Raw genomic sequence first — 23052 nt, 5'->3', positions numbered from 1 at the left:
TCTTGCGAGTTTCTTTCACGACTGCACGAAAGATCGAGTATGCAACGAACGCGCATCGCTCGACTCACGCGAGCAGATGGCGTGCAATCATGTTGCGATGGATTTCCGAGGCACCCTCGTAGATGCGCAGCACGCGAAGATCCCGATAGACACGTTCGACAATCGTTCCGAACACGTACCCCGATCCGCCATGAATCTGCAGGGCCTTGTCGGCGATCCGGCAAGCCGCTTCCGTACAGAATACTTTCACCATAGAAGCTTTCATTCGAGCGTCCTCGCCACGCTGTGAGCGCCAGACTGCTTCGAACAAGACCATCCTCGCCGCATGCAAGTCCATCGCCATATCTGCGATGGCGTGTTGGATGACCTGATGCTCCCCCAGAAGCGTACCGAAGGTTTTGCGCGTTTTGACGTGTTCGATCGTCACGTCAAGGGCAATCTGTGCTGATCCAAGCGCCTGGCACCCAACGTTGAGACGGCCTTCGTTCATGCCAGCCATCGCGTATGATAGTCCCCGACCCTCTTCGCCCAACAGGTTTTCAGCCGGAATACGGCAATCGGTAAATGCGATCTCGCACAGACTATCGTCCATCCACCCCATCGTTTTCATACGCCGCACTATACTGAAACCCGGCGTAGTGGTGTCAAGCAAAAAGGCCGATATCCCTCGCTTGCCGGCGGACCGGTCGGTCGACGCCAAAACCGTAATCGAATTCGCATGATTCGCATTCGATATGAAGGTCTTCAGGCCATTGAGAACATAGTAGTCGCCATCGCGAACCGCTGTTGTGATCATGCGTGCCGCATCAGAACCCGCATGCGGTTCAGTAATGGCAATGCAGTTGATCGAACGGCCGCTTGCAAGCTCTGGAAGCCATTTGCGTTTAATCGCATCACTTCCGTGGTCGACAATGATGTGAACCCCAGGCCCTAAGGTCGAGCGAACGTACGGCCAGAATTGCGGTGGCAGCCGGGCAAGTTCGAGCTGCACGGCAACGCTGGTGATGTGGTCCACCGGTGTCCCGCCGTACTCCTCCGGAATTGACATCCCGTAGAAGCCCATTTCGCGGAGTGAATTTTCGACCTCGGCGGGTACTACCCCCGTTTCTTGATATTGTGCCTCCAGCTTGAGCATATCGTCGACCATCGCGCGAGTCGCGGCCTGCATCTCAGCGGCTTCGGGAGGGAGATTAAAGTCCATTGCGTCGTACCTCTTTATGCATGATAAAAGATGCTTTTTCTCATGCGGCAATCGCCGTCATGTCGAAAAATGTTTTCTACAATTTCGTATTACTAATTTTTCTAGACCATATCGTCGCAAGATGGAGTGGCGATCTGCCTACCTGCACCCGGTTACTTGTCTCGTGCCATGTGTAACCCAAGCGCATCGACGTGCTGTGCGAATACCCCTTTTTCCATTCGCCTGATAGCACATGCTCGCCAGTAGCGATTGACGCTGTATCGTCATCACGAAACGGTGACATCGACCGGGCGACCGTTACGCGGCAAGTGTCGGATAGTCCGTATAGCCTTTTCCGTCACCACCGTAGTATGTGGCGCGATCCGCCTGACTCAGCGTTGCGTTGCGCCTGAAGCGTTCCACCAGGTCAGGATTGGCTATGAACGGGCGACCAAATGCTGCCGCGTCGGCGAGTCCGGAAGCAATCCGTGCCTCGGCTGCCTCCGCCGTATAGTTGCCACAGACCACGAGGCTGCCGTTGAATGCCTCACGTAACGCGTGACGAAATTGGTCGGACAGCGGTTCACCGCTGAGCCAGTCGGGCTCCGCAATGTGCAGATACGCCCCACCCAGCCGCGATAACTCCCGTGCGACGAATAGCGCCATTTTCTCAGATTCCGTGTCCGCCATATCTTGCCCGGTGAAATTTGGAGACAAACGCAGGCCAACGCGATTCGCACCGAATACGCTACAAACCGCCTCCAGAACTTCGATCGTAAATCTTGCTCGGTTTGCCAGAGATCCACCATAGCGATCGGTTCGCGTGTTGGTATTGGTCGACATGAACTGATGCAGCAGGTAGCCGTTGGCTCCATGCAATTCGACCATATCGAAGCCTGCGCGCTTGCAGCGTTCGGCCGCGCGCACGTGCTGGGAAATGATTTCGGGAATTTCACTTGTCTCAAGTGCCCGAGGCGCATCTGCCAACTGCATGCCACCCTGCCCTTCTGCGTCCACAACGAATATTTTTGTTGTGGAGGCGCGAATCGCAGATGGCGCAACGGGTGCTTCTCCGCGATCCAGCAGGCTACAATGAGATATTCGACCGACGTGCCAAAGCTGCATCGCAATTCGACCGCCCTCGCGATGCACTGTTTCAACGATATTCCTCCAGCCGGCCTCCTGCTCATCGCTGTACATGCCTGGTGCTAACGAATAACCTCTACCCTGACGGGAAACGCAGGTTGCCTCGCTGATAATCAGCGCCGCGCTGGACCGCTGCCGGTAATACTCCGCGTTCAGATCGTTCGGTACATCGCCCGGCTGGGAAGCGCGACTGCGTGTCAACGGTGCCATCACGACACGATGAGGCAGACCGACCGCTCCGAGGGTGACGGGAGACAAGAGTTTCTCAAAAATCATAATTGCGCTAACCCCGATAATGCGCCAGTACATGAACGCAGGAGAACGGACTCTCTGCCCATGTCTAGACTGAAATCACTTTCACATCGGCCGCGCCCGAAATTCGGGCATCCCACACCGCCGGCTTCGTAGCAAGGCGCTCCTCTCCTGCGCGGCGCGAGCACAGAGCGCGTCCTGACTGTATCGGCGCCTTTTTAACAAACCACCCGCAACAGCCGGTGGAAACCTCAGTTATTCAATTCGCCCAAAGAGCGAATGATTCCACCGGCCGAAGCCCGGGAAGCAAACGCTCCCTGGCTTCTTCGAGCGTGATTAGTTCCTCTGGTGCGCAAAGTCGGACAGATCGGTCGGCGCCGTGGTACACGATCTCCCCGGTGAGAATGCCATTTTCGTTGTACGTGAAGAAGTTGATCAGCGTCTGACTGACAATGTAGTGGCTATCCTTGCCGTAGATATCCTTTCCCTCCAGAGCGGCAAGCTTGTCTCCCGGCCAAAAGCGATGACTGACGTATTGAGTCATCAATCCATCGTCAGAGACCATGATGAATTCGTCGGTGTGGTAAATCACCGTGCTTTGGTTTTCGGCCATTCGGCGATAGATTTTCCTTACGGCATCCATGCCGTCGGCGACAATCAACTTGTCGAAATTGTGGATCTTGTATAAAGGATGCTCCACGGTCATTTCCGGAATCAGGATCTGTTCCCACAGGCCAGTCACTTCCAGGGTGGCATGCCGTCGATAGTTCTCGAGAATCGCCTTGTGGAGTCGGTTGGTGGTTTCATCGATCGTGCGGTCGACGACTTCCATGCGCTTTACAATGTCAAATTTCATTACCAGTCTCCCGAGTGTTGATGGAGTCAGTTTTCGCTTCGTGTCCGATATACGTTCACGACTGCCACGCCGACCTCTTCGCGTTAAAACTATTACCGCGCGCACTGCTAGGACCGCTCTTGAAGTCTCACGTCCGTATACGAAACTCCACATGCTATGGGACGCGAAACGTCGATACTGCCAAGGCTTTAGATCACGTTTCGCCATGTCCAAACTAGAGGTTTCGTTTCGTTCTGTTCAACATGCCCGACAATCGACGTGATGGCAGTCCCGCTCAGTAGGCCTGAACGCGCTGCAGGCGCCAGCCCTCCGCCGTTTTGACCGCATCGATACTGGCACGCGAAAACCGCAACAGGTTTCCGCCTTCCCGCCAGTCGGTCACAAGGTTGTACACCCGTACCATCGCAGCGTTTTCACCTGCATCGTCGATCACAACACTTCCCAACAGATGCCGGTAAAAACCGTCGCTCCGGCCCATCACCTGGCCTGGCAGCTTCCGCAACGCATCCCGGCCGATCACTGGATCAGGCAAAGCGCCGGCTAAAATCCCATCCTCGGTAAAAAGGTCTGCCCATGCGGCGTCGCCATCGTCCATCAGGTGGCAGTAACGACCCATAATGTCCTGCAGCTCGAATTTGTCTTCTATCGAAAGCGCCACGATCTCAACCTCCTTTTCACAATATCTGTCGGGTTCGGAACCACCGCACCCGCCTTTCTCCGCCTCACGTCAACGGGTTCAATGACTCTGGCGTTCGTCCACGATCCGTCAACCGCCACCATCGATATAGAATTTCTGGCCGCTCGCGTATGGATTCGCATCCGAGACCAGGTAGACGATTGCCGCAGCCACCTCCTGAGGACTACATACGTGGCCGAACGGTTGCTTTTCGTCAAGATCGTGAATGTTCTCGACACCGAACAGCCGACGTACGGCCCCCCTTGCCATCACTGTATCGGTAAGGCTCGGACCAACCACGTTGCACCGAATGCCGTATTCGCGTTCTTCCTTCGCAAGTACGCCGCATAGAGCCTCTGCCGCGGCCTTACTCATCGAATAAGTGGCCGTGTTCGGCAATAGCTTCAGCGTCGCAACACTGGACACCATAACGATGTCACCGCGACGCGCGGAACGCAGATGAGGCATCGCCAGTTGCGCAAGCCAATACGGGCCGACGGCATTTACCCGCAGCACCCGATCAAGCTCGTCAGGGTCTGAATCAGCGACTTTCTTTCCTCCGGTTCCCGTGGCAGCGTTGTTGATCAGGATGCCGAGCCCCCCGAAATCGCGGACGACGTCCGCGATCATCTGCGCGTCCTCTTCATAACTGCCGACCGAAGCCTTGTACGCGTTGGCCTTTCGACCACGCTGCCGGATCATCGCAACTGTCTCTTCGGCTCCCTCTGCATCCTCGCGGTAGTTCACTGCAACGTCGGCGCCAGCCTCCGCCAGCGCAATGGCTGTTGCCTGTCCGATGCCGCGACTTGCACCGGTCACCAGCGCAACGCGACCTTTAACTGACATTTCCAATGTCTCTCTCCTATCGCTGCTTGCGATAACACCAACTTCCGCCACTCACGGCTGCAGCACGACACATTCGAGGTTTCCCGCCTTTGCAGCTGCCTCCATCGCCTCCGGCAACGCCGAAAAGGGGAAAATCCTTGGAACAATCGGGTTGATATCCAGCAGACCGCCCCGTACCAATTCGATCAATCGGCGATAGGCGTCGGCTGGATACATGAAGTTCCCGATGATTTCCAGGTTGTGAAACATGAGTTGCATATAGGAAACGGGCAGCGGGACCGTCATGCTTCCCATGACAACGAGTCTGCCGCCCCGTCGCAGAGCGCTGAGTGCGGAGAGTGTCGAGCTCGGTTCACCCGCCTGCCCGACCATGTCGAAGGCCAATTGCGCGCCCCCGCCCGCTGCCGCTCTCAACGACTCGGCATCCGCCTGGACATCACCCTCGAGCCGCACAGTGACCACACGGGTACCGGCCGCCCGCCCGACCGCCTCAAGTGCGTCGGCATTGCGACCTGCGGCTACGACCCTAGCGGCACCCATGGCGATTGCGACAAGCACCGCAGCGCTTCCATAGGCGCCTGTAGCCCCGTTCACGATAACCGTCTCGCCTGCCGTGAGGCGACCACGCAACAATCCACCGAACGGCACGGCACAGCGGCTCAACACGGCAAGTTGAGCCGATTCAAATTCATTCAGTCCTTCGACGGGCGTGACCGCCGATACGGGCATCAACGCATATTCAGCGAGTGTCCCGTCCGGCCAATCGGCTTGCACGGCCTCACTTTCAGGGCCGAACGACGTCACCCCAATCAGGATCTGCGCGGGATCCCGCACGTTTTCCGTCGCGGCGAAGTGAGACGACAAAGCCACCCGCTGACCTACCTTCAGATGCCATACATCGCGCCCCACTGCATGGACCACACCAATGCCGTTGCCGCCCGGGGTGAACGGCATCTCGGGAGCGTGATAGCTGGGCAACTTTCCCTCAGCATAGGCCTTCAGGTAAGACATAAGCGACGATGCTTCAACTCGTACGAGCACGCTGCCAGCCCGTACTTCGGGCACGGCTACGTCGCAAAGACTGAGCTTGCCGCCGATTCCCTCCAGTCGCCAGGCCTTCATATTTGTTGCCATGAGAGTCCCCACAAAAAAATCCTGATCGCGATTCAATCTCACGATCGAACCGGCTTTACGTATCAGGAATGATCGAATCGCACTTGCAACTTCCCGGCGCGAGCCGTCGCATACAGGTCGACGATCGCCTTGGGAAGATTGTCGAAACCGACCACAACGTTAGTTGTTGGCTTGAGCGCACCGCTTCGCAGTAGCCGGGACAGGTCGTCCTCTGCCTTTAGTCGTTCGTGATAAAACGCATCGACAATCCACGCAACAGACTTGATGTTTCGGGTTTTCAATAGGCGTTCGATGCTTTCGGAAATTCCAAATGCCTGGCGCATGGGAGGACGTTGCGCAGTCACGGAAGCTAGCTTTCCAGCATAAAATGCCGCAGCTGTCCCAAACGAAAACAGCCGTGCATTGGGATTCATCAGACCGGTCACCACTTCTGTGAGAGATCCGCCTACCCCGTCCGAATACACATCGATGCCGCCCGGAAACGCCGCCCTGAGCTCAGCCGCAAAGTCACTCACCGTGTAGTCGAGACATCTGTGGATACCTAAGGTATTCAAGACCCAACTACATCTGTCAGAACCGCCGCCAAACCCGACGACATAACATCCGGCAATCTTCGCAAGCTGCGCGGCGATCGACCCCACGGAGCCGCTCGTGCCTGCGACTGCTACCGCATCCTTAGGCATGAGCGGCCCGACTTCTCGCATTCCGAAGTACGCAGTCATGCCCGAGGTACCAAACATCTCCATGAGAACCTCAGGAGCCCACATCTTCACGAGAGCCGGCCGAAATACATAGTTCCAAGGCGAGTTCGTGCCGTTCAATGCTTTGACCAGTTCACTTGCTTCGGCGTACCCACCCACCGGTCCATCGCTACTGCGAATAATCTGGTAGTCCTGCCAGCCCGCCTGACAGGCGATCACGTCGCCTTCACGGAAAGCGGAGTCGCGTGACTGAACGACCTCTGCGCAGGCATAGTTGGTGGAGTCAGTCTCGCCCATCGTGGTCATCCCACGGGCGATGCGCATTCGAGTTCCAGAATGAATATTCAGGAGTTTTACCCGAACCAAGGCTTCACCCGGTTTTAACTCAGGAATCGGTAACTCGCGTTGCTCAAACAAATCCACGCTGAGCTCCGAGCCAAGCATCGGTTTTGTAATGATCCATTTTCTATATGTCATCAACACTCCAAACCATTTACCAAGGAAATCAGCCGGCCCTATAGATTGGTATTGACTCGACAATGCGCAACGTATGTCCGGCAAGGCATCGCCCCCAAACGCCGTGCCGCCAATGTCCACGACGCGAGCGACGCCTGCTTCCCTTCCGGTGTGCGGGAAAGGATTTGAACTGCGGTATCAGTCTGGCTTAAGCTCTTGGGCGAACAGTCCCAATAGTCGTTCCCAATGTCGCTCGGCCGCAGGCTTGTCGTAGGCCGATCGCTGGGGGAACGCGAACCCGTGCTCGACGCCGTAGTAAACTTCGACCTCGGTGTTCGTGCCTGCAACTGCGGCATCGGACTTTAAGCGGTTCAGCATTTCTGGGGGCACCCAATCATCGGTCTCCGCACAGCCAAAATAAAGTCTGGATCTCGTGCTTTGCATGGCTAGATGAGGGCTATCGTCACTGTCAGTGACGAGCTTCACGCCGTAGAAAGATGCCGCCACGCGCACGCGGTCCCGATATCGCACTGCAGCGTTGATCGAGAACTGGCCACTCATGCAGTAGCCAACACAGCCGATTGGTCCCGGAGACGCAGCGTGGTCCGCGTTCACGAAGTCGATCAGAGTCGCGGTATCCTCCATGACCATCGGAATGGTCAGGCTGTTCATGTACTCGGCCATCTTTGCGCGCGATGCGTCGGCCGCAGGACCTGTCTTGCCAATAAACGGCTCAAGCTCCTCTACGTTTGACCGGTAATATAGATTCGGCAGTAAGACGTAATAACCAGACGTGGCCAGCCGGCGAGCCATATCACGCAATTCTTCCCGAATGCCTGGCGCATCCATGAAGAAGATCACGACGCGGTGTGGTCCGTTACGCTCCGGATGACACACGAACGTCCTCATTTGACCTGCCGCCGTCTTTATATAGATCTGTCTCTCGATCATTGCACGCTCCTGTTGTATTCAAGCTAGGCTTGTTCTCATCGGCTCAAAATGCACCGATCAAGCTCTTATCGAATCCCTTACATTCTTGCCTGTCGTCGCTGGACAGTCCATAAATGACCGTCCGGATTTCCTATTCCATCGTACAGAAGTGGAGTAAAAGCTCGGTCCGCCCAGTCATGCGTGAACTTTTCCGTCTCACGCCGGCGCAACTAGCCGCTCCATAAGTTTCATCCACCACCAAACACGCCTCTCTTCCGCAACGCTACGAGGTCGGATGATTGGTAGCCAAGAATTTCCTTCAGTACCTGATCCGTGTGCTCGCCGAGTTCAGGCAGCAAGTGCCTTGCTTCGTTCCTGCTCCGAGAGAACTTGAACGGGCCGTTTGCCACCATAAATGGCTCTGACTCGGATCCGATCCGCGATAGCAGACCACGTGTGCGCGTTTGTTCTTCGTTCATTGCCTCTTCGACAGATTTGTAGCGTGAGCATGGCACGCCGCCAGTCATCAATATTCGTTCGCACTCCGCCGCCGTCCGCTTCGCAGTCCATCGCTCGGTGAGTGCGAGCAATTCCAACCAGTTCTCTTCTCTCGCCTGTACAGTAGCGAATCTCGGATCGCCCTTTCCCTCCTGAAACCCGATGATGTCGAACAGCGTGTGCACATTTTTCAGCGTGACGGCCGCGATCATTACGTATCCGTCACTGGCCTTCACAGGCTGGTAGACCTGGCGTGCTCGGACCGGAGGAAATTGTGCCGCCTGTGTCTCGTACACCAGCGCGCCCAGAATCGCATCCATCATTGCCACGTCGATATACTGCCCATTCCCCGTGCGCTCCCTGTCATAAAGCGCGAGTTGAATTGCGTACGCAGCATGAATTGCGCCGAGAACGTCAGCCACAAAAATTCCGCTATTTGCGGGACGATCGCCGTTCTGTTGATACAACATCTGCGCACGTTCAAGCCCTGAGGCGGCGTGGATTACCGGAGCATAGGCAGGCGCATCGGCAAGAGGGCCAGTCTGGCCGAATCCGGACAGGGAGCAATAGATCAATCTAGGATTCGACGCTGCCACCGAGTCGAAATTCAACCCAAAGCGACGCATCACGCCCGGCCGGAAATTCTCTATCACTACATCCGCCTGCTCGATCAGGTCACGGGCCACTCGTTTCCCATCTTCAGTCTGAAGGTCAAGCACAATACTGCGCTTGCCACAATTGAGGGCGGCAAAGTATGTGCTATACCCCGACCGATACGGCGGGCGTTCGCGAATCACGTCGCCGCCCGGCGCCTCCACTTTGACAACGTCCGCGCCGGCGTCAGCCAGCATTCGAGCGCACATTGGCCCAGACATTACGATACTAAAGTCAATGATTCGCAGCCCTTCCAACGGCCCGTGAATCGATGACGATGAATGCACACCCGTGGTTTCAGACATGGTTCGGAAGTTCTGGTTATGACGCGTGCCCCCACAACGGGGAAGTACCCAATTTCATGGATTTCAATGACCCCGGGCCGTCACCATGTCCTCAAGACCCGATGAATACCGGCTTTCGCTTCTCTGCAAACGCCGCGGTGGCCTCTCGATGGTCTGCCGTCTCGAATGTCACCTGCTCGAGGGCCATGGACGTCTCAAGTATGAGATTGACACGCTCCTTGAGAAGCTTGTTCACCGACAGTTTGGTCCACCGTATCGCCCAAGTCGCACCCGTTGCTAGTTCAACCGCAATCGCACGTGCCTTTTCAAGTACTTCGGCCTTTGGTACGGAATAATTCACGAGACCAATGCGCTCGGCTTCTGCTCCGCGGATCATGGTCCCGCGCATGAGACATTCTTTGGCCCGGTTCACACCGACCAAAAGCGGCCAGATTGCCGCGCCGCCGTCTCCGGCCACAAGGCCCACACGGACATGCGGATCACCGATCCTGGCCATCTCCGATACCACGGTGATATCGCACAGAAGCGCGATGGTGCAAGCCAGACCCGCCGCGTCGCCGTTGATCGCGCAGACAATCGGCTTATCCAGCTCCAGAATGCGATTTACGATCCGACGCATGACCATCGGATCATGCACTTCGCCCTCCTCGAGCACATCGCCGCCGGGACGCTCGGACATCGCCTTTACGTCGCCGCCGACGCTGAAGTAGTCCCCGGCACCAGTCAACAACACGGCATTCACGTCTTGGTCGTCGGCGAGGTCGATCCAGATCGATCGAAGTTCGTGAATAAACCGTTGGTTGATCGCATTGCGCGCTTCCGGCCGATTCAAGGTGACCGTCGCCAACTTGCCTTCAACTTCGATTTTGAGGTGCTGATAATGGTCGTAACGGTGCATCGTCGTCTCCAAATTAATTCTTACGATTTCTGTGTTTAGTCGAGAACCCAGCCTGACGTAAGGTTCGTGGTGGTCAAAACGTATGCCGGGCTATGCCACTCACGCGGACATTGAAGTGGCGTCGTGCGGACCCCATGCACCTCGATCCCCGTAGCTTGTGGGAGAGACCCTCTACTCCGGATGCGTGACAACCTGTTACTGAACATCGAGGATGCTCAAGGACGGGAATCGTTGGCCTGGGGGCAAAATGCTCCAATCACCGTTGTCATGCCGAAAGAAAAAGAACGCAACAGCCCCGTGTGCGCTAACGCCTTCGACGCGCACACAACGAAGGCGCTCAGAGTAGTGCCATTGGAACCGTGTAACCCCGACGGGCCTTATCGTTGGCGCTGCCAGCCATTTATCAACCAACACGCGCAGGGACCTCTTTGGCGCTTCCATATCCTTCTCCTACATCTCCGCCCCGTCGCAATGAGTTCCCACTTCCGCCATGCGTTCCCAAGTCCATGGAATGGTTATCGAGGCATCACGCAGCGACAGTGGGTTTCTACCTTTGCGCCCGAAAGCGAGTTCCGCATATTCATTGGTCGGGGCGATCGCGAACCGCCGCTCCAACACTTACATCCCTTCGTCCAATGAACCAATGGTAGAACCATTATGAGCGCATGTCAAACTCGATTCTGCCAGGGAAAATCCTGTGAAAACGCCCACACGGCATGAGGAGGTTTCTCGTCGAAGGACCAGAAGAAGTCTGGACTTACAGAGGCGGCCGCGAGTACCGGCTGGCGTATACGGGGTGCCCTCAAGAAACGGATTTTTACGTACGCTAAGGCGGCGGCAATTTCGATTTGACCGCCCGCAGTGGCCGAAAGCGTCCTTTGGCAACCCGCTTATTCGCGTGCCAAATGTAGTCGCCGGTGAGGTCGATGTGGTTCCACCCGAGCGGAGCCACATGTGGAAGCAGACTCTCGTCGATATCTTCACGCTGTCGTAACGCAGCGATTGCCCGTTCCAAATAGACCGTGTTCCACAGCGTAATTGCTGCCACCACCAAATTCAGGCCGCTGGCCCTGTAACGCTGGTTGTCGTACGAACGGTCACGAATCTCGCTAAGCCGGTAAAAGAAGACTGCTCGGGCCAGTGTGTTTCTGGCTTCGCCCTTGTTCAGTCCTGCTGAAACGCGGCGGCGCAGCACAGGATCCCTGAGCCATTTCAGAGTGAAGAGCGTGCGTTCAATACGGCCAATCTCGCGCAAGCCAACTGCGAGGCCATTCTGTCGCGGATCCGCGCTGAGCTTGCGCAATATCAACGACGCAGTCACCGTGCCCTGTTGGATCGATGCGGCCAAACGGAGCACGTCGTCAAACTCCCGTTCGACTACCTTGCTGTTGATCGAACCGCCGATCAACGCCGCAAGCGCCGGCCAGTCCGTCGCTTTTCCAGGCACGTACAGATTCTTGTCGGCGAGATCGGCGACGCGCGGTGCAAATTGGAATCCAACGAAGGGGCATAGACCGAAAATGTGATCGGTGAAACCGGCCGTGTCGGTGTAGTGCTCCTCGATCAACAAGTCCGACTCATGGTAAAGCAGTCCGTCGAGCACATGCGTGGCGTCTCGCACTGGCGAGTTGATGACTTTCGTATAAAACGGCGCGTACTGGTCGGAGATATGCGTATAGAACAACACGCCCGGTTCGTTCCCGTACTTCGCGTTCCTGTAGCCAGCTGCGCTGCCATGGCTGCCAGCATGAAAGCGCTGACCATCGGATGATGACGTCGTGCGCGCGCCCCAGTATGCGGCGAACGGCAACCGATGTTGATAGTTGATCAGTTCCGCCAGCCCATTCTGATAACTTTCATCACGGATATGCCAGGCGACCAACCACGAAAGCTTCGCCACGCTCGTGCCCGGACAGGCATCGGCCATTTTCTCGAGCCCGAGGTTGAATGCGTCAGCGAGAATCGCCGTCAGTAGCAATGTCCGGTCGGCTGGTTCCGAATCGCTTTTCAGATGCGTAAAGTGTCGGGTAAAACCGGTCCACTGATCGACCTCAAGCAGCAAGTCAGTGATTTTCACCCGGGGTAACAGGTCGTACATTCGTTGTGTGAATCGCTTGGCTTCTGTCGGCGTTGCATCATCCAGCGGCGAGACTTTGAGACCCTTGTCGTCCAGTTCGACGTCGGGAAGCTCGCCCGCTTTCGCAAGCCTGGCCGTCTCGTCGAGCGCGTCACGCAACTGCGCGAGGCGCTCGTCAAGCCATGCTCGGGCGGACTTATCGACCGCCAGGCCTAACCGGTCGTCGCGGCGTTGGTTGTCGAACGTGGCACGTGGAATCAAGTATTCGTCGAAGTCTTTGAACTGCCGGCTGCCGATAACGGATATGTCACCCGAGCGCAGCGCATTTTTTGGATCGCTCATGACGGCAAGCTCGTAGAACTTACGATCGACGCCGTCGTCCTTAAAGACGAATCGCTTCCATCTTGGCGTTATGAAAGCCGTAGGCGCGTCGGCCGGAACTTTACGAGTCTCTGTGCGATTCATTTCCCGTAACGCGGCAATTGCGTCAAGGAGAGACTGCCGGGCAGGTGCGCCACGAAAGTCGAAGGTGTCCAGAAATACCGGCGAATACCGCCGCAGCTGTGTGTAGTAATCAAGGCTCTGTCAACTTGGCGGCCGTAGACTGCCTGCGTAGCAAAAGCGTAGGTATCCTTATCATATAACTTTATCGACTGCGGCAGTAACAGTCCAACCATGCCACGTGGCGAAGCGTTCTTTGAGTACGGCACGATGACATGCCGCGTTCATTTGATGTCTGGGCAACGCGAAGTGCTGCCGGATTTGGCCGAAGCATGAGAGGAATGCCTGCGTGCGACGCGCATCGCGAAAGCCGCACATCTGGCGTTCGCGCCTACGGGTCGGCTGGTGGCTGTTCTCGGCACGGTTGTTCACGCGTGCAGCCGCTTTGACGAAGACGTGCTTTACATGAGCGAGCTCGGGAATGTCAGCCTTTGCTGCGGGATAGCTGCGCAGCTGGTCGGTAACGATCTTGCGCGGCAGCGGGTTTGAACGCAGCACCCGCCGGAAGAAGCGTTTTGCCGCGGCCTTGTCGCGCCGCTTTTGCAGCAGCACGTCGAGTTCGGCGCCATGCTCGTCGACCGCTCGCCACAACAGATACGGCTCGCCGCGCAGCGTCACGAACATTTCGTCCAGATGCCATGTGCTGCCCGGCTTGCGCTGCGCCGCTTTGGCACAATGGGCGAATCGAGCGCCGAACTTGTCGCACCAGCAACGGATCGTTTCGTATGTGACCACGACACCACGCTCAAGCAACAATTCCTCGATGTCGCGAAGGCTCAGGCTGAACCGGAAATACCAGCGAACCGCGCAGCTGATGACGACGGCAGGGAAGCGGTGACCATGATAAAGCGATTTCGTTTTCTTCATCACTTCATTCTACCGCGGCCTCCCCGTCAAGCTGACAGAGCCGAACCGGATGGCCCGGCCGGCCCCGCATTTTTCTCTCCACGACTGCAACGATGCGATTTCGACCGTCGTCGAATGTTTTGAGAAAACGACTCGCATCGGCGCGTGGTGACAGCTAGAAATGGACTTCAAGTGCCTCGTGTGTAATTGCGCAGTCCGTGAAGCCAGTCGCATAAGACAATGCGGAAATCGATCCTGCTTCCGTCGGCCGACACGCTTGCGGTGAAATCGCGTACGCGCCTATCGCTGCGCGCCTCCGTAGTATGCAGTCACCTTCGCCGCCTGACCGACATCATTCAAGGTGACGCAGTCGATCACTCGATTCCCGTTTTCCCTCCTGTATAGGATTGCATAGCCTGAGGGTGCGAGGAGCACGTTTTCAAGCTGAAATTTCAGCTGCGGCGCCAGTGTCAGACCCAAGGCGAAGTGCCTCCTCAGCTCCGCGATTCCGAGGAGCTTACCGTCCGGTTGCTTCCAGCGTGCTCTAACTGTTTCGGCCTCGAACACGACATCCTGTGAGTAATGCGACATAATCCGCTCCAGATCGTGAGCGTTCCATGCTTCGATCCAGTCCTTCGCATGCACTTCAGCATCTTCGTACGTCATCTTCGTTTTCCTCAGCAAGGTCTTCCTGCGGATATCGTGCTCCAGGCACCGCTCTTGCGATCCACGATCCGACACTCGTCCCATCGGAAACACGAGATGTGGTCGCGCTGGCGACGGATTCGTTGTGGTTACAATTCGCGATCTTTTGTACGAGAGTTTCTGGATGATTTCCGGGTACTCCAACCATGGGCTTACCGACAGATTCCTGTTTTGCCACCGTTGATAGTATAAGCAGCAATACCTCAGTAACGCAGAGCCGGCTCTCCTTGAAATGAACTTCACCATGATGGCATGCCGATTGTTAACGATCAGGGGCACTGATGTCGAACGGTTGAAATTGGCCCATCTTTGCCTGACACATCGCTGATGTCGACCCGGAGCGCACTTAAGAGTGGTCAATCTTCGAATGACGCCTTCTGGAAGTCGAAGTGTCATTGCACGTCCACCTTAGCCGGACGTGTCTAACAACACATCCGCAGTAATGACGGTGCAGTATTCAGAGTCGAGGTTGGCCAACGACATCGCGTGAACGTCTTCGGCGCTTCGAAGCATCCCGTTGCAGTCGGTGCGAGCGAAAGTGAAGCAGCCGTCAGCCACGAGATAGGTCTGGAATCCGAGGTTACCCGCCATGCGAACTGTTGCCTCGACTGAATTGTTGGTAATAACGCCTGCTACGACCAACGTATCGTGGCGGCCAGTTCGAAGACGATCTTCCAGGTCGGTTCCGATGAACGCGTTGTTTGTCTGCTTTGCGATAACGAGTTCGTCGGCCACGGGCGCGACCTCCGGCTTGAATTCATTTCCTGGCTGGCCGGACCGGTAGTGAGACTCCGGGTTTGCGGAGTCGTGCCTGATATGCCACACCGGCCAACGTCTGCTGCGCCAATGGAAAAGCAATCGGCCAACTTGCCGCTCGGCTTGAGGATTGTTTCGTTCTCCCCAACTCCGATGGTCAATCGCTCGTTGCAAGTCAATCAGCAAGAGTACGGCACCAACGGAAGGAAATGAGGAGCGCATGTGTGTAGATATACGAATTAGGAATCGATCTGGAATTCGGCACCGCCTCGGGAACCGATCGTTTACTCAGCGGGCCGGCGCGAGATCAACGCTCATCAGAGCCCGCAATTTCGAGGCTGCAGGTGACTGCCGACATTGGAGGCGCCTGGAGCGTTCCGACTGACCTCGCTGGATTGACAAGTGGCCAGCCTGTAAATTTAACCCCATGGGTCCGCCTGAACTAATGCCTGGCTACGGGTCAGTCTCACAGGGCTCGCGACTTCTTTTCATAGGTAGTTCGGTAGAACCCGTCAATCAGGTTGGCAAGTTCCTCCGGCTGCTCCTCGGGTATCCAATGTCCCGCGTCTTCTACGATTGCTTCTGTCACGTTGTCTGCCATCCTCCTGGCTGACTCGCCGACCTGCGAGCCCCGGCCCCAGGACTTCCCGCCGCCAATCGCGAGAACTGGAATGTCTGGACGATATTGCAACGCGCGGGACGAGTTATCCTCAACATCTTGCCCGACTGCACGATAGTACTCAAATCCGGCATGCAAAACCGGGGGCCTGCGATACGAACAGATGTATTTTTCAATTTCGTCGCTGCTAATTGCGTCTTCCATGGCGCAATAATTTTTGTAGAACCAGCCAAGATATATCTCTTCTCTACCCGTTATTAACTCTTCGGGAAGGCCTATCGTATTGTGGAAGGCGTGGTGCCACCTGGCACCTCCCTGACTGATGTTCGGATTGCCATCTCCTGGAATCGCGATGTCCACCAGCATCAACGTTTTCGCATGCCCAGGATGGTGCGCGGCAACGGCCCAGGCAACGCCACCGCCCCAGTCATGGCCGACGAGGTTGAATCTGCCGAGTCCAAGGTGCTCATGCGCCAGTTCAACAATGTCAGCGGCGATAGAACGTTTGTCGAAGCGATCTGTCTTTGAGACTGAGTCACCCAGCCCTGTCAAGTCGGGCGCGACATACGATACCTCGTCGTAAGCAAAGGGATCACCCGTCGTCAGCAGTACCATGTCTGCGGCCATCCATGCAGCAGAACCAGGGGCTCGCCTTCACCCGCCGTCACGTAATGCAATCGGGCGCATGACAGGTCCGCAGTGTGGTGTTCGATTTGTTCCATTTTTACCTCTCTTGAATCTCATCGATTCTCGATGTTTCGGGACAGAAGAAAGCTGAAACAAGCGTAAGCAAAGCCGTCGCCAGAATCATGCACGAGACGGCCAAATGGCCGCCTGACGATTTCATCAGATAAGCAGCTGCCAGCGGCAACAGTCCGCCAATAGCACCCGTCACCTGGTACGCAAGCGACGCAGCGGTATATCGTATTTCGGGCGGGAAAAGTTCTGGAAGGAAAGCGCCCTGCACCCCGTAAGCAATTGCCCAAAGTGCAAGCCCCACACTGATGGCAACGATTGTCCAAAACAATGAACCGGTGTTGATCAACGCGAAAGCAATCATAGACCATGTCCCCATGCCGATGGACGCGATCATGTACAGCGGTCGGCGACCAATCCTGTCGGAAAGACGTCCCGCGCACAATATGATCGGCAGCGCGACGGCTGATCCGATGATCGTCCCATAAAGACCAGCAGAAGGCGTGAGGCGTTGCGCGGCAATGAACGCCAGGCAAATAGTCGTAAACAGGTAGTAGCCGCCGAAAATCACTGACGTGGTGCCGATCGACAGGAGCAGGCGCGTCCGGTGATTCTTCAAGACCTCATAGACCGGGGATCTGGCAACCTTGTGCGTACGTTTCAACTCCTCGAAAACGGGCGTCTCCTCGACTTCACTTCACATATACCACCCCACCGCAAGCAGGAGCGCGCCGACTGCGAATGGCAGCCGCCAGCCCCACGCTACAAAGTCGTCCGTCGACATCGAAGCGATTGTGACGAGGACGACTGCGTTCGCGAGTAGCGTCCCCGCAGGTGAACCAAGCTGAGCAAAGCTCGATGAATAACCCCGCCGATTGCGGGTGGAGTGCTCTCCGATCAGAAGTACAGCGCCGCCCCATTCACCACCGACTGCAATACCTTGGATTACCCTGAATGTGACGAGAATGATCGGCGCCATCTCACCGATTTCTCGATAGGTTGGTAACAGCGCGATGCCGATCGTAGCCATGCCCATCAACGTCAAGGTGATCTGTAAAGTTATCTTGCGACCCAGACGATCCCCAACATGCCCAAAGATGGCGGCGCCGACCAGGCGAGCAAGGAACCCCGCAGCAAATGTCGCCAATGAAAGCAATAACCCGGTGCCAGGGGCTCTGGTGCAAATAGCGTGGTCGAAACGGTTACAGTTTGGGGCTGAACGAATTTGAGAGCCTACGATGAGTAAGTTTAAGAGTCTGGAGGAGTTGTTCGCGGGCCGCCACTTTGATCGCGAGGTGATCATCGTGTGTGTTCGCTGGTACCTGCGCTACAAGCTCAGCCTGCGAGATCTGGTGGAAATGATGGCCGAGCGAGGACTGTCGCTGGCGCACACCACGATCTTGCGTTGGGTGAAGCGCTATTCGCCCGAATTCGTCAAACGCTGGAACCGGTTCGGCGCGCCCACCGGCCAGTCCTGGCGTGTCGATGAGACGTATATCAAACTGCGTGGCAAGTGGGTCTACCTTTATCGAGCGGTGGATCGGGCAGGCCAGACAGTAGACTTCATGCTCCGCGCCAAACGCGACGTGGCCGCAGCAAAAGCATTTTTCAAGAAGGCCATCAAGCATCAGGGCCAGCTGCCGAAAACCATCACGCTCGATGGCTCCGCGGCTTCGCATCGCGCGGTTCGTGAGATGAAGGAAGACGGCGTGCTTCCCGAAGACACCAAGGTCCGGTCCTCGAAGTACCTGAACAACCAGGTCGAGCAAGACCATCGCAACATCAAGTCAAGGACGAACGTCATGCTTGGTTTCAAGCAATTCAAGAACGCCGCGATCACGCTGGCGGGCGTTGAATTGATGCATCGCATTCGAAAAGGACAATTTAGCCTCACCCAACTGCGCCTCAAGGATATCACTGTGCCTGCGGTTTGGAGTGCGGTCCTCTCGGCTCAGTGAGGCATCCTATCAAAACCAACTTGCTCGACAAGCTCCGCTATTTGCACCAGAGCCGTTCCGTGCGCTTTCAGGTAGTTTGGCGCCGCGCACGCAATCATCTGGATCGGGAAGAGTTGCCGACCGATCACGCCCTCGCTGGCTGACGCCCCGATCCGGAAGCCGACATCGACCCGGTCCAGCACCCAGTTGCCGATACCGTCATCAAACTGGACGTCCGGCTGGATACCGGGGTGCTCCCGGCAGAATTCATCGAGCAGCGGCATGAGGATGACGGCGAACGACGATTTCGGCCCAACGATGCGCAGCGGCCCCGCGATCTCATCCTTGGACTCGCGCGCCAAGGCCAGAGCCCTGCCCAGCGCCGCCAGGGCGGGTTGCGTATTCTCCAGGAACCGTTGGCCTTCCTCGGTCAGGGCGAGGCTGCGCGTCGTCCGATGCAACAGGCGGACACCAAGATGCTGTTCTAACTGTGCAATGGCCTGACTGGCAGCCTGGGGCGTGACGCCCTGGGCCAGGGCGCCTGTCGGATGCTGCCGAGTTCCACTGCCTTGGCGAAGGTCGCGATGGCCTTGAAGTCGTTGATGGGCATGGTCGATTCTTTTGCTGAAATGCGGATGGAAGCGCCGCACGGCGCCATCCAGTATCAACCTGAGCTTGATACTGGTGCAAGGTGCAATCCACTAGTCGCTTGAAACCGCCACGCCTAGAGTAACGGGCATCGGGCCATAGCCCTCGTCATCTACTGCAAGAAGCGCATCCTGGATACTGCCAGCGACGTTCAACACCAAGGACATGCCATGCAACATGTAACCGCTTAACAGCGGGATGAAGATGCCGATCCTCGGCTACGGCGTCTTCCAGATCGCCGACGAGGCGGAATGCGAACGCTGCGTCGTGGACGCGGTGCAGGCGGGTTATCGCCTCATCGACACCGCCGCGTCCTATAAGAACGAGGAGGCGACCGGGCGTGGCCTCAAGCGTTGCGGCGTACCCCGCAACCAGCTTTCCGTTACCAGCAAGTTGTGGGTTGAGGACGCGGGCTATGAACGTGCTCGAGCGGCCATCGACAAGTCGCTGAAGCGACTCGACCTCGATTACCTCGACCTGTTCCTGATCCACCAGCCGTTCTCCGACGTTCACGGCGCGTGGCGGGCCATGGAGGAGGCGCATCGCGCAGGCAAGCTGCGTGCGATCGGACTGAGCAACTTCCAGCCGGACCGTCTCATGGATATCTCGGCTTTCAACGAGATCGCACCGGCCGTCAATCAGATCGAGGTCAATCCCTTTCACCAGCAGACCGAAAGCGTGGAGTTCATGCGCGAGCTTGGCGTGCAGCCGGAGGCTTGGGCGCCTTTCGCCGAAGGACGGAACAATCTGTTCGAGAACGAGCAACTGGTGGCGATTGCGCAGCGCCACGGCAAGACCGTGGGACAAGTCGTGTTGCGATGGCTGGTTCAGCGCGGCGTCGTTGCCCTCGCGAAGTCCGTGCGGAAAGAACGGATGCTGGAAAACCTGGCCGTCTTCGACTTCGAGTTGTCCGGGGAAGACATGCAGGACGTCGCAACGCTGGAAACAGGCAAGAGCAGCTTCTTCTCCCATCGCGATCCGGCGATCGTGAAGTGGATGAGCGAACGAAAGCTTGGCCTCTGATGCGCAATCTGGTTGACCAGGAAAATTCAATGCGCAACCGGCAAACCAAATCCACGCCGAGCCGGACAAATCCAACATTCTCCCGGTTCGGACTCCCGGCAATTTTCTGGATCGTGATGCTGCCAACTGGCTCGGCCGCCGCGCTGTTCACGCTGCCTCGGCCAGCATCGAGTGACGACAGTCCGCCGCAGCGCACCGGCACGCATACTGCGCCCGGACGTCTTCATCCAGCGGATCCTCAGTGGCGAGCAGATATTCAATGAACAGTTCTTCGCCCGACCCGATCGGGCGCAGCGTGTGGATGAAAATCCGTCCCTGATCCTCGATGGTCTCGCAGTTCGGCTCACAGGCGTGATTGAGCCAGCGCGCGCTATTGCCGCCGCGACTCCCGTCGATCACGGTCCCGTCCGACAGCCCGAAGAGAAACGTATGACCTGCGATGCCTTCGCGCTGGTGACGCCGCACCGCCTTGCGCCACGACGTTATTTCACCCTTGTACTGGAGCACGCGCTCGCCCGCCGCGAGCGGACGAATGGCGAACACGCCTTTGCCGTGAACTGCAGACCGCCGGACAATCACGCGCCGCATACTCTTTCCTTTGTCGATGTCAGCGCCAGTATACGAGCAGCAAATTTCCGCATCCAGTGTGATGGGAAGAGCACGCGCTTGCCACGTTCGGGCACCGGCGGGCATATCGAAGCTGGAGAGTCGAGGTATCTGACCCGCAGGTATCCCGGAATGACCGATCGCCCGCGAAGAGATCCGGCTTCAGAAAAGCTGACTACCCAGCTCACGCAGGCTGACCCACTTCACCGTACTCACGAAGGTCCTGCCTGTGGTGTCGAGCGATTCAATCATCGCGCGTTGCCCGCGGGCTTCCGCAATGACGCGCACGGTGCGCGTCCGGTAGCGCAGTAACGCACCGATCGTTGGGCACGAGGTTTCGCGCCGGGTCCGCGGTCGTTTCTTTTCCATACGGATATCTATATAGACATGCAGCAAATCGCAGGGGCCGCAGGACATTCCGGCATCTCGCACTGATGCTACCAGGCCGACTGGCCGGGGTCCAGGCCCTGCCCGATCACTCTGTGCCGCCGCTACCGCCAGTACCTGCAGCGGCTGCCGGCCGACGGCTTGCGTCCGGTCTCAGGCGCCGTTCACGGCATCCTTGAACGCCTTGCCCGCCGTGAACTTGACGGTCTTCGCTGCTGGGATCTGGATCTCGGCGCCGGTCGCCGGATTGCGGCCGGCCCGCGCGGCGCGTGCGCCCGTCGAAAACGACCCGAAGCCGATCAGCTGCACGGCGTCACCTTTTTTGACGGCGGCCGTGACTGCGCCAATGAGTGCATCGATCGCCTCGCCGGTTGCCGCCTTGCTCGCGCCCGTCGTTGCGGCGACCGCATCCACCAGTTCCTGCTTGTTCATTGCGTTTCCTCTCTGTCGTTGTGAATGTTGCCACCCTACCCGATCCGGCCGCCTTTGCGCAATTGGCCGACGGCCGGACTGATCTGCGATCACAGGCACTGTACGCATATCCCAGCCGTGCGCGGTGCATGCCGCCGCCATTAAACCGGGCCTGCGCACCGGTCGCATCCTGGTGCTGCCGATCGCCCGTGTCAGCGGCATGAGTTTGATGACCAGGCGGGCGTAGCCGCTCCGGCGACGCACCGGCTGCGCAATGCGGTCGCTCCAGGCGCGCCCGCGCGCACCGTCGGGTACGTCTGAGGAACCGCCCGCTGCCGGTCGCGCCTGCTGCGTCGGCGCCCGGCGTGCTGTCCGGCGTCCGGGCCGCATGGCGGCTATCCGGTTGCGCGCACGCCGGCTCCGTGCGATGAAGCGAAAGTAGCAGCGTTTTGGAAGTAAAAGTAGAAGCAACATTGGCGCAAATCGTGACGTCGCCCACCTGGACGGTCGTCATGTCCGTCCGTGCCATTGGTACCCAATTCACCGCCGGGTGCGCAGAGCTCCGGCAACTTTTCGCTTGATCCGTCATCGCTACGTTATGGCGCCGTGGGTGGAACCGCTCTGTTCATTTTTCTTGCCCGCCGCTCGCTGCGCTACCCTTCCACTCGCTTCACGAGGTCCTCAAGAGATTGCACGTGTTCTGGCGTAGTACGACCAAAGCGCTTGTGATAGCAATGCGCGATAAATTCCGACAGGGGGCGCTTCCACGGTTCCTGCTGCCCGTTAGCCAGTGACCTGAATTTTCGGGGATTCGCTCGCAGTTCGCGCGCCATCTGGATATGAGCATGGCTCAATCTGAAACGCTGCCTCGCTTCAAACCACGGCTGAAGTTTCGATGTATCGGCATCAGTGTTCACCTCTGCGCCAGCTTGCGGCGGTCGACCGCTCCACCGCCGCGTAGTAACGCGCCTGCGAAGTCGCAGCATCGTCGTTCTGATCCATCTTCAAAATATCAAACAGATGCTCCGCGACGACTGAGCCGATCGCGTGAACTGCGTCGTGTCGCGTAAGCCCTTCTTTCCCGAGGCGATGCATCGCGCGGACCACTGGCTCAAGATTCAGGGCGATCTGGTTTTCGACGATCGCATGTAGCGCGGCGTGTGCCGCGACGTTGGAAAGCTTGCTCCGGGCAACGCGGTGATACGTTTCGACGAGAACAATTCGCTCCTGCTCATCGAGTTCGAGCCACGATTCAGGTTCGGGTGCGCATTCGGGGTTGTACTCTTTCATGATGCTAGTCCTGTACTG

Annotated in this window: 22 protein-coding genes and 3 pseudogenes; 2 read left to right on the top strand and 23 right to left on the bottom strand. The window is 57.4% G+C overall.

Translation table 11 applies throughout. From position 1 onward, the window contains the following. Positions 1 to 64: 64 nt before the first annotated feature. From ACUN0E_RS02160 to ACUN0E_RS02075, 18 genes and pseudogenes are all read right to left on the bottom strand, one after another. Entirely contained in the window at positions 65 to 1201 is a 1137-nt protein-coding gene (locus ACUN0E_RS02160; protein ID WP_121113626.1) for an acyl-CoA dehydrogenase family protein, read from the bottom strand. 297 nt (positions 1202 to 1498) lie between these two features. After that, positions 1499 to 2599 (bottom strand): alkene reductase, encoded by a 1101-nt coding sequence (locus tag ACUN0E_RS02155; protein WP_445570356.1) that lies wholly within the window; start codon positions 2597 to 2599, stop codon positions 1499 to 1501. A gap of 238 nt (positions 2600 to 2837) precedes the next feature. Continuing rightward, positions 2838 to 3434, bottom strand: a complete 597-nt coding sequence (locus ACUN0E_RS02150) for a hypothetical protein (protein WP_445565478.1) — start codon at positions 3432 to 3434, stop codon at positions 2838 to 2840. 274 nt (positions 3435 to 3708) lie between these two features. After that, positions 3709 to 4092, bottom strand: coding sequence for a nuclear transport factor 2 family protein (locus ACUN0E_RS02145; RefSeq protein ID WP_121113621.1), 384 nt, complete (start codon positions 4090 to 4092; stop codon positions 3709 to 3711). 108 nt (positions 4093 to 4200) lie between these two features. Then, positions 4201 to 5007 (bottom strand): SDR family oxidoreductase, encoded by an 807-nt coding sequence (locus ACUN0E_RS02140; protein WP_208116933.1) that lies wholly within the window; start codon positions 5005 to 5007, stop codon positions 4201 to 4203. Then, on the bottom strand, positions 5008 to 6090 hold the full coding sequence (locus tag ACUN0E_RS02135; protein ID WP_445565477.1) for a zinc-binding dehydrogenase: 1083 nt from the start codon (positions 6088 to 6090) through the stop codon (positions 5008 to 5010). A gap of 62 nt (positions 6091 to 6152) precedes the next feature. Beyond that, the gene (locus tag ACUN0E_RS02130) at positions 6153 to 7268 is read right to left on the bottom strand and encodes an MDR family NADP-dependent oxidoreductase (protein WP_445565476.1); all 1116 of its coding nucleotides are present in this window, start codon (positions 7266 to 7268) and stop codon (positions 6153 to 6155) included. A 177-nt stretch (positions 7269 to 7445) separates the two neighbouring features. After that, positions 7446 to 8198, bottom strand: a complete 753-nt coding sequence (locus ACUN0E_RS02125) for a dienelactone hydrolase family protein (RefSeq protein WP_133748452.1) — start codon at positions 8196 to 8198, stop codon at positions 7446 to 7448. 227 nt (positions 8199 to 8425) lie between these two features. Further along, positions 8426 to 9634 (bottom strand): CaiB/BaiF CoA transferase family protein, encoded by a 1209-nt coding sequence (locus tag ACUN0E_RS02120; protein WP_445565475.1) that lies wholly within the window; start codon positions 9632 to 9634, stop codon positions 8426 to 8428. A gap of 91 nt (positions 9635 to 9725) precedes the next feature. After that, positions 9726 to 10532 (bottom strand): enoyl-CoA hydratase/isomerase family protein, encoded by an 807-nt coding sequence (locus tag ACUN0E_RS02115; protein WP_445565474.1) that lies wholly within the window; start codon positions 10530 to 10532, stop codon positions 9726 to 9728. Between the two features lie 826 nt (positions 10533 to 11358). Then, a pseudogene (locus tag ACUN0E_RS02110) lies at positions 11359 to 13179 on the bottom strand (Tn3 family transposase); the annotation flags it as partial. A 66-nt stretch (positions 13180 to 13245) separates the two neighbouring features. Next, positions 13246 to 13977, bottom strand: coding sequence for an IS6 family transposase (locus ACUN0E_RS02105; RefSeq protein ID WP_445565473.1), 732 nt, complete (start codon positions 13975 to 13977; stop codon positions 13246 to 13248). Between the two features lie 279 nt (positions 13978 to 14256). After that, positions 14257 to 14622 (bottom strand): YybH family protein, encoded by a 366-nt coding sequence (locus tag ACUN0E_RS02100; RefSeq protein WP_445565472.1) that lies wholly within the window; start codon positions 14620 to 14622, stop codon positions 14257 to 14259. Between the two features lie 447 nt (positions 14623 to 15069). Next, the gene (locus ACUN0E_RS02095) at positions 15070 to 15639 is read right to left on the bottom strand and encodes a cysteine hydrolase family protein (protein ID WP_445565471.1); all 570 of its coding nucleotides are present in this window, start codon (positions 15637 to 15639) and stop codon (positions 15070 to 15072) included. 244 nt (positions 15640 to 15883) lie between these two features. After that, complete coding sequence (locus ACUN0E_RS02090; RefSeq protein WP_445565470.1) at positions 15884 to 16663, bottom strand: alpha/beta fold hydrolase; 780 nt, start codon at positions 16661 to 16663, stop codon at positions 15884 to 15886. Then, positions 16639 to 16758, bottom strand: a complete 120-nt coding sequence (locus ACUN0E_RS02085) for an alpha/beta fold hydrolase (RefSeq protein ID WP_445565469.1) — start codon at positions 16756 to 16758, stop codon at positions 16639 to 16641. The genes ACUN0E_RS02090 and ACUN0E_RS02085 overlap by 25 nt, the downstream gene beginning before the upstream one ends. 2 nt (positions 16759 to 16760) lie before the next feature. Then, on the bottom strand, positions 16761 to 17396 hold the full coding sequence (locus ACUN0E_RS02080; RefSeq protein WP_445565468.1) for an MFS transporter: 636 nt from the start codon (positions 17394 to 17396) through the stop codon (positions 16761 to 16763). A 33-nt stretch (positions 17397 to 17429) separates the two neighbouring features. After that, entirely contained in the window at positions 17430 to 17879 is a 450-nt protein-coding gene (locus tag ACUN0E_RS02075; protein WP_445565467.1) for an MFS transporter, read from the bottom strand. A gap of 91 nt (positions 17880 to 17970) precedes the next feature. Here ACUN0E_RS02075 and ACUN0E_RS02070 point away from each other — a divergent pair, with 91 nt between their 5' ends. Continuing rightward, a complete protein-coding gene (locus tag ACUN0E_RS02070) occupies positions 17971 to 18690 on the top strand; it encodes an IS6 family transposase (RefSeq protein ID WP_445565466.1) in 720 nt (239 codons plus the stop codon). A gap of 56 nt (positions 18691 to 18746) precedes the next feature. Here the strand turns inward: ACUN0E_RS02070 and ACUN0E_RS02065 are convergent. Further along, positions 18747 to 19279: pseudogene (locus ACUN0E_RS02065) on the bottom strand (LysR family transcriptional regulator); the annotation flags it as partial. A 208-nt stretch (positions 19280 to 19487) separates the two neighbouring features. Between ACUN0E_RS02065 and ACUN0E_RS02060 the strand changes: the two are divergent. Further along, positions 19488 to 20340 (top strand): annotated as a pseudogene (locus ACUN0E_RS02060) (aldo/keto reductase). 147 nt (positions 20341 to 20487) lie between these two features. Here ACUN0E_RS02060 and ACUN0E_RS02055 read toward each other — a convergent pair. The 4 genes from ACUN0E_RS02055 to ACUN0E_RS02040 all read right to left on the bottom strand — a co-directional run bounded on the left by ACUN0E_RS02055 (position 20488) and on the right by ACUN0E_RS02040 (position 23034). Beyond that, the gene (locus ACUN0E_RS02055) at positions 20488 to 20928 is read right to left on the bottom strand and encodes an SET domain-containing protein (protein WP_445565465.1); all 441 of its coding nucleotides are present in this window, start codon (positions 20926 to 20928) and stop codon (positions 20488 to 20490) included. A 180-nt stretch (positions 20929 to 21108) separates the two neighbouring features. After that, complete coding sequence (locus tag ACUN0E_RS02050; protein ID WP_445565464.1) at positions 21109 to 21315, bottom strand: hypothetical protein; 207 nt, start codon at positions 21313 to 21315, stop codon at positions 21109 to 21111. Positions 21316 to 21486: 171 nt separating this feature from the next. Next, a complete protein-coding gene (locus tag ACUN0E_RS02045; protein WP_445570355.1) occupies positions 21487 to 21873 on the bottom strand; it encodes an HU family DNA-binding protein in 387 nt (128 codons plus the stop codon). A 777-nt stretch (positions 21874 to 22650) separates the two neighbouring features. Continuing rightward, positions 22651 to 23034 (bottom strand): hypothetical protein, encoded by a 384-nt coding sequence (locus tag ACUN0E_RS02040; RefSeq protein ID WP_445565463.1) that lies wholly within the window; start codon positions 23032 to 23034, stop codon positions 22651 to 22653. Positions 23035 to 23052: the final 18 nt, after the last annotated feature.

It is taken from the genome of Paraburkholderia sp. D1E, assembly GCF_052682275.1.
Note: the sequence above shows the minus strand (reverse complement) of the source record. Positions and strands in the feature narration are given on the sequence as shown.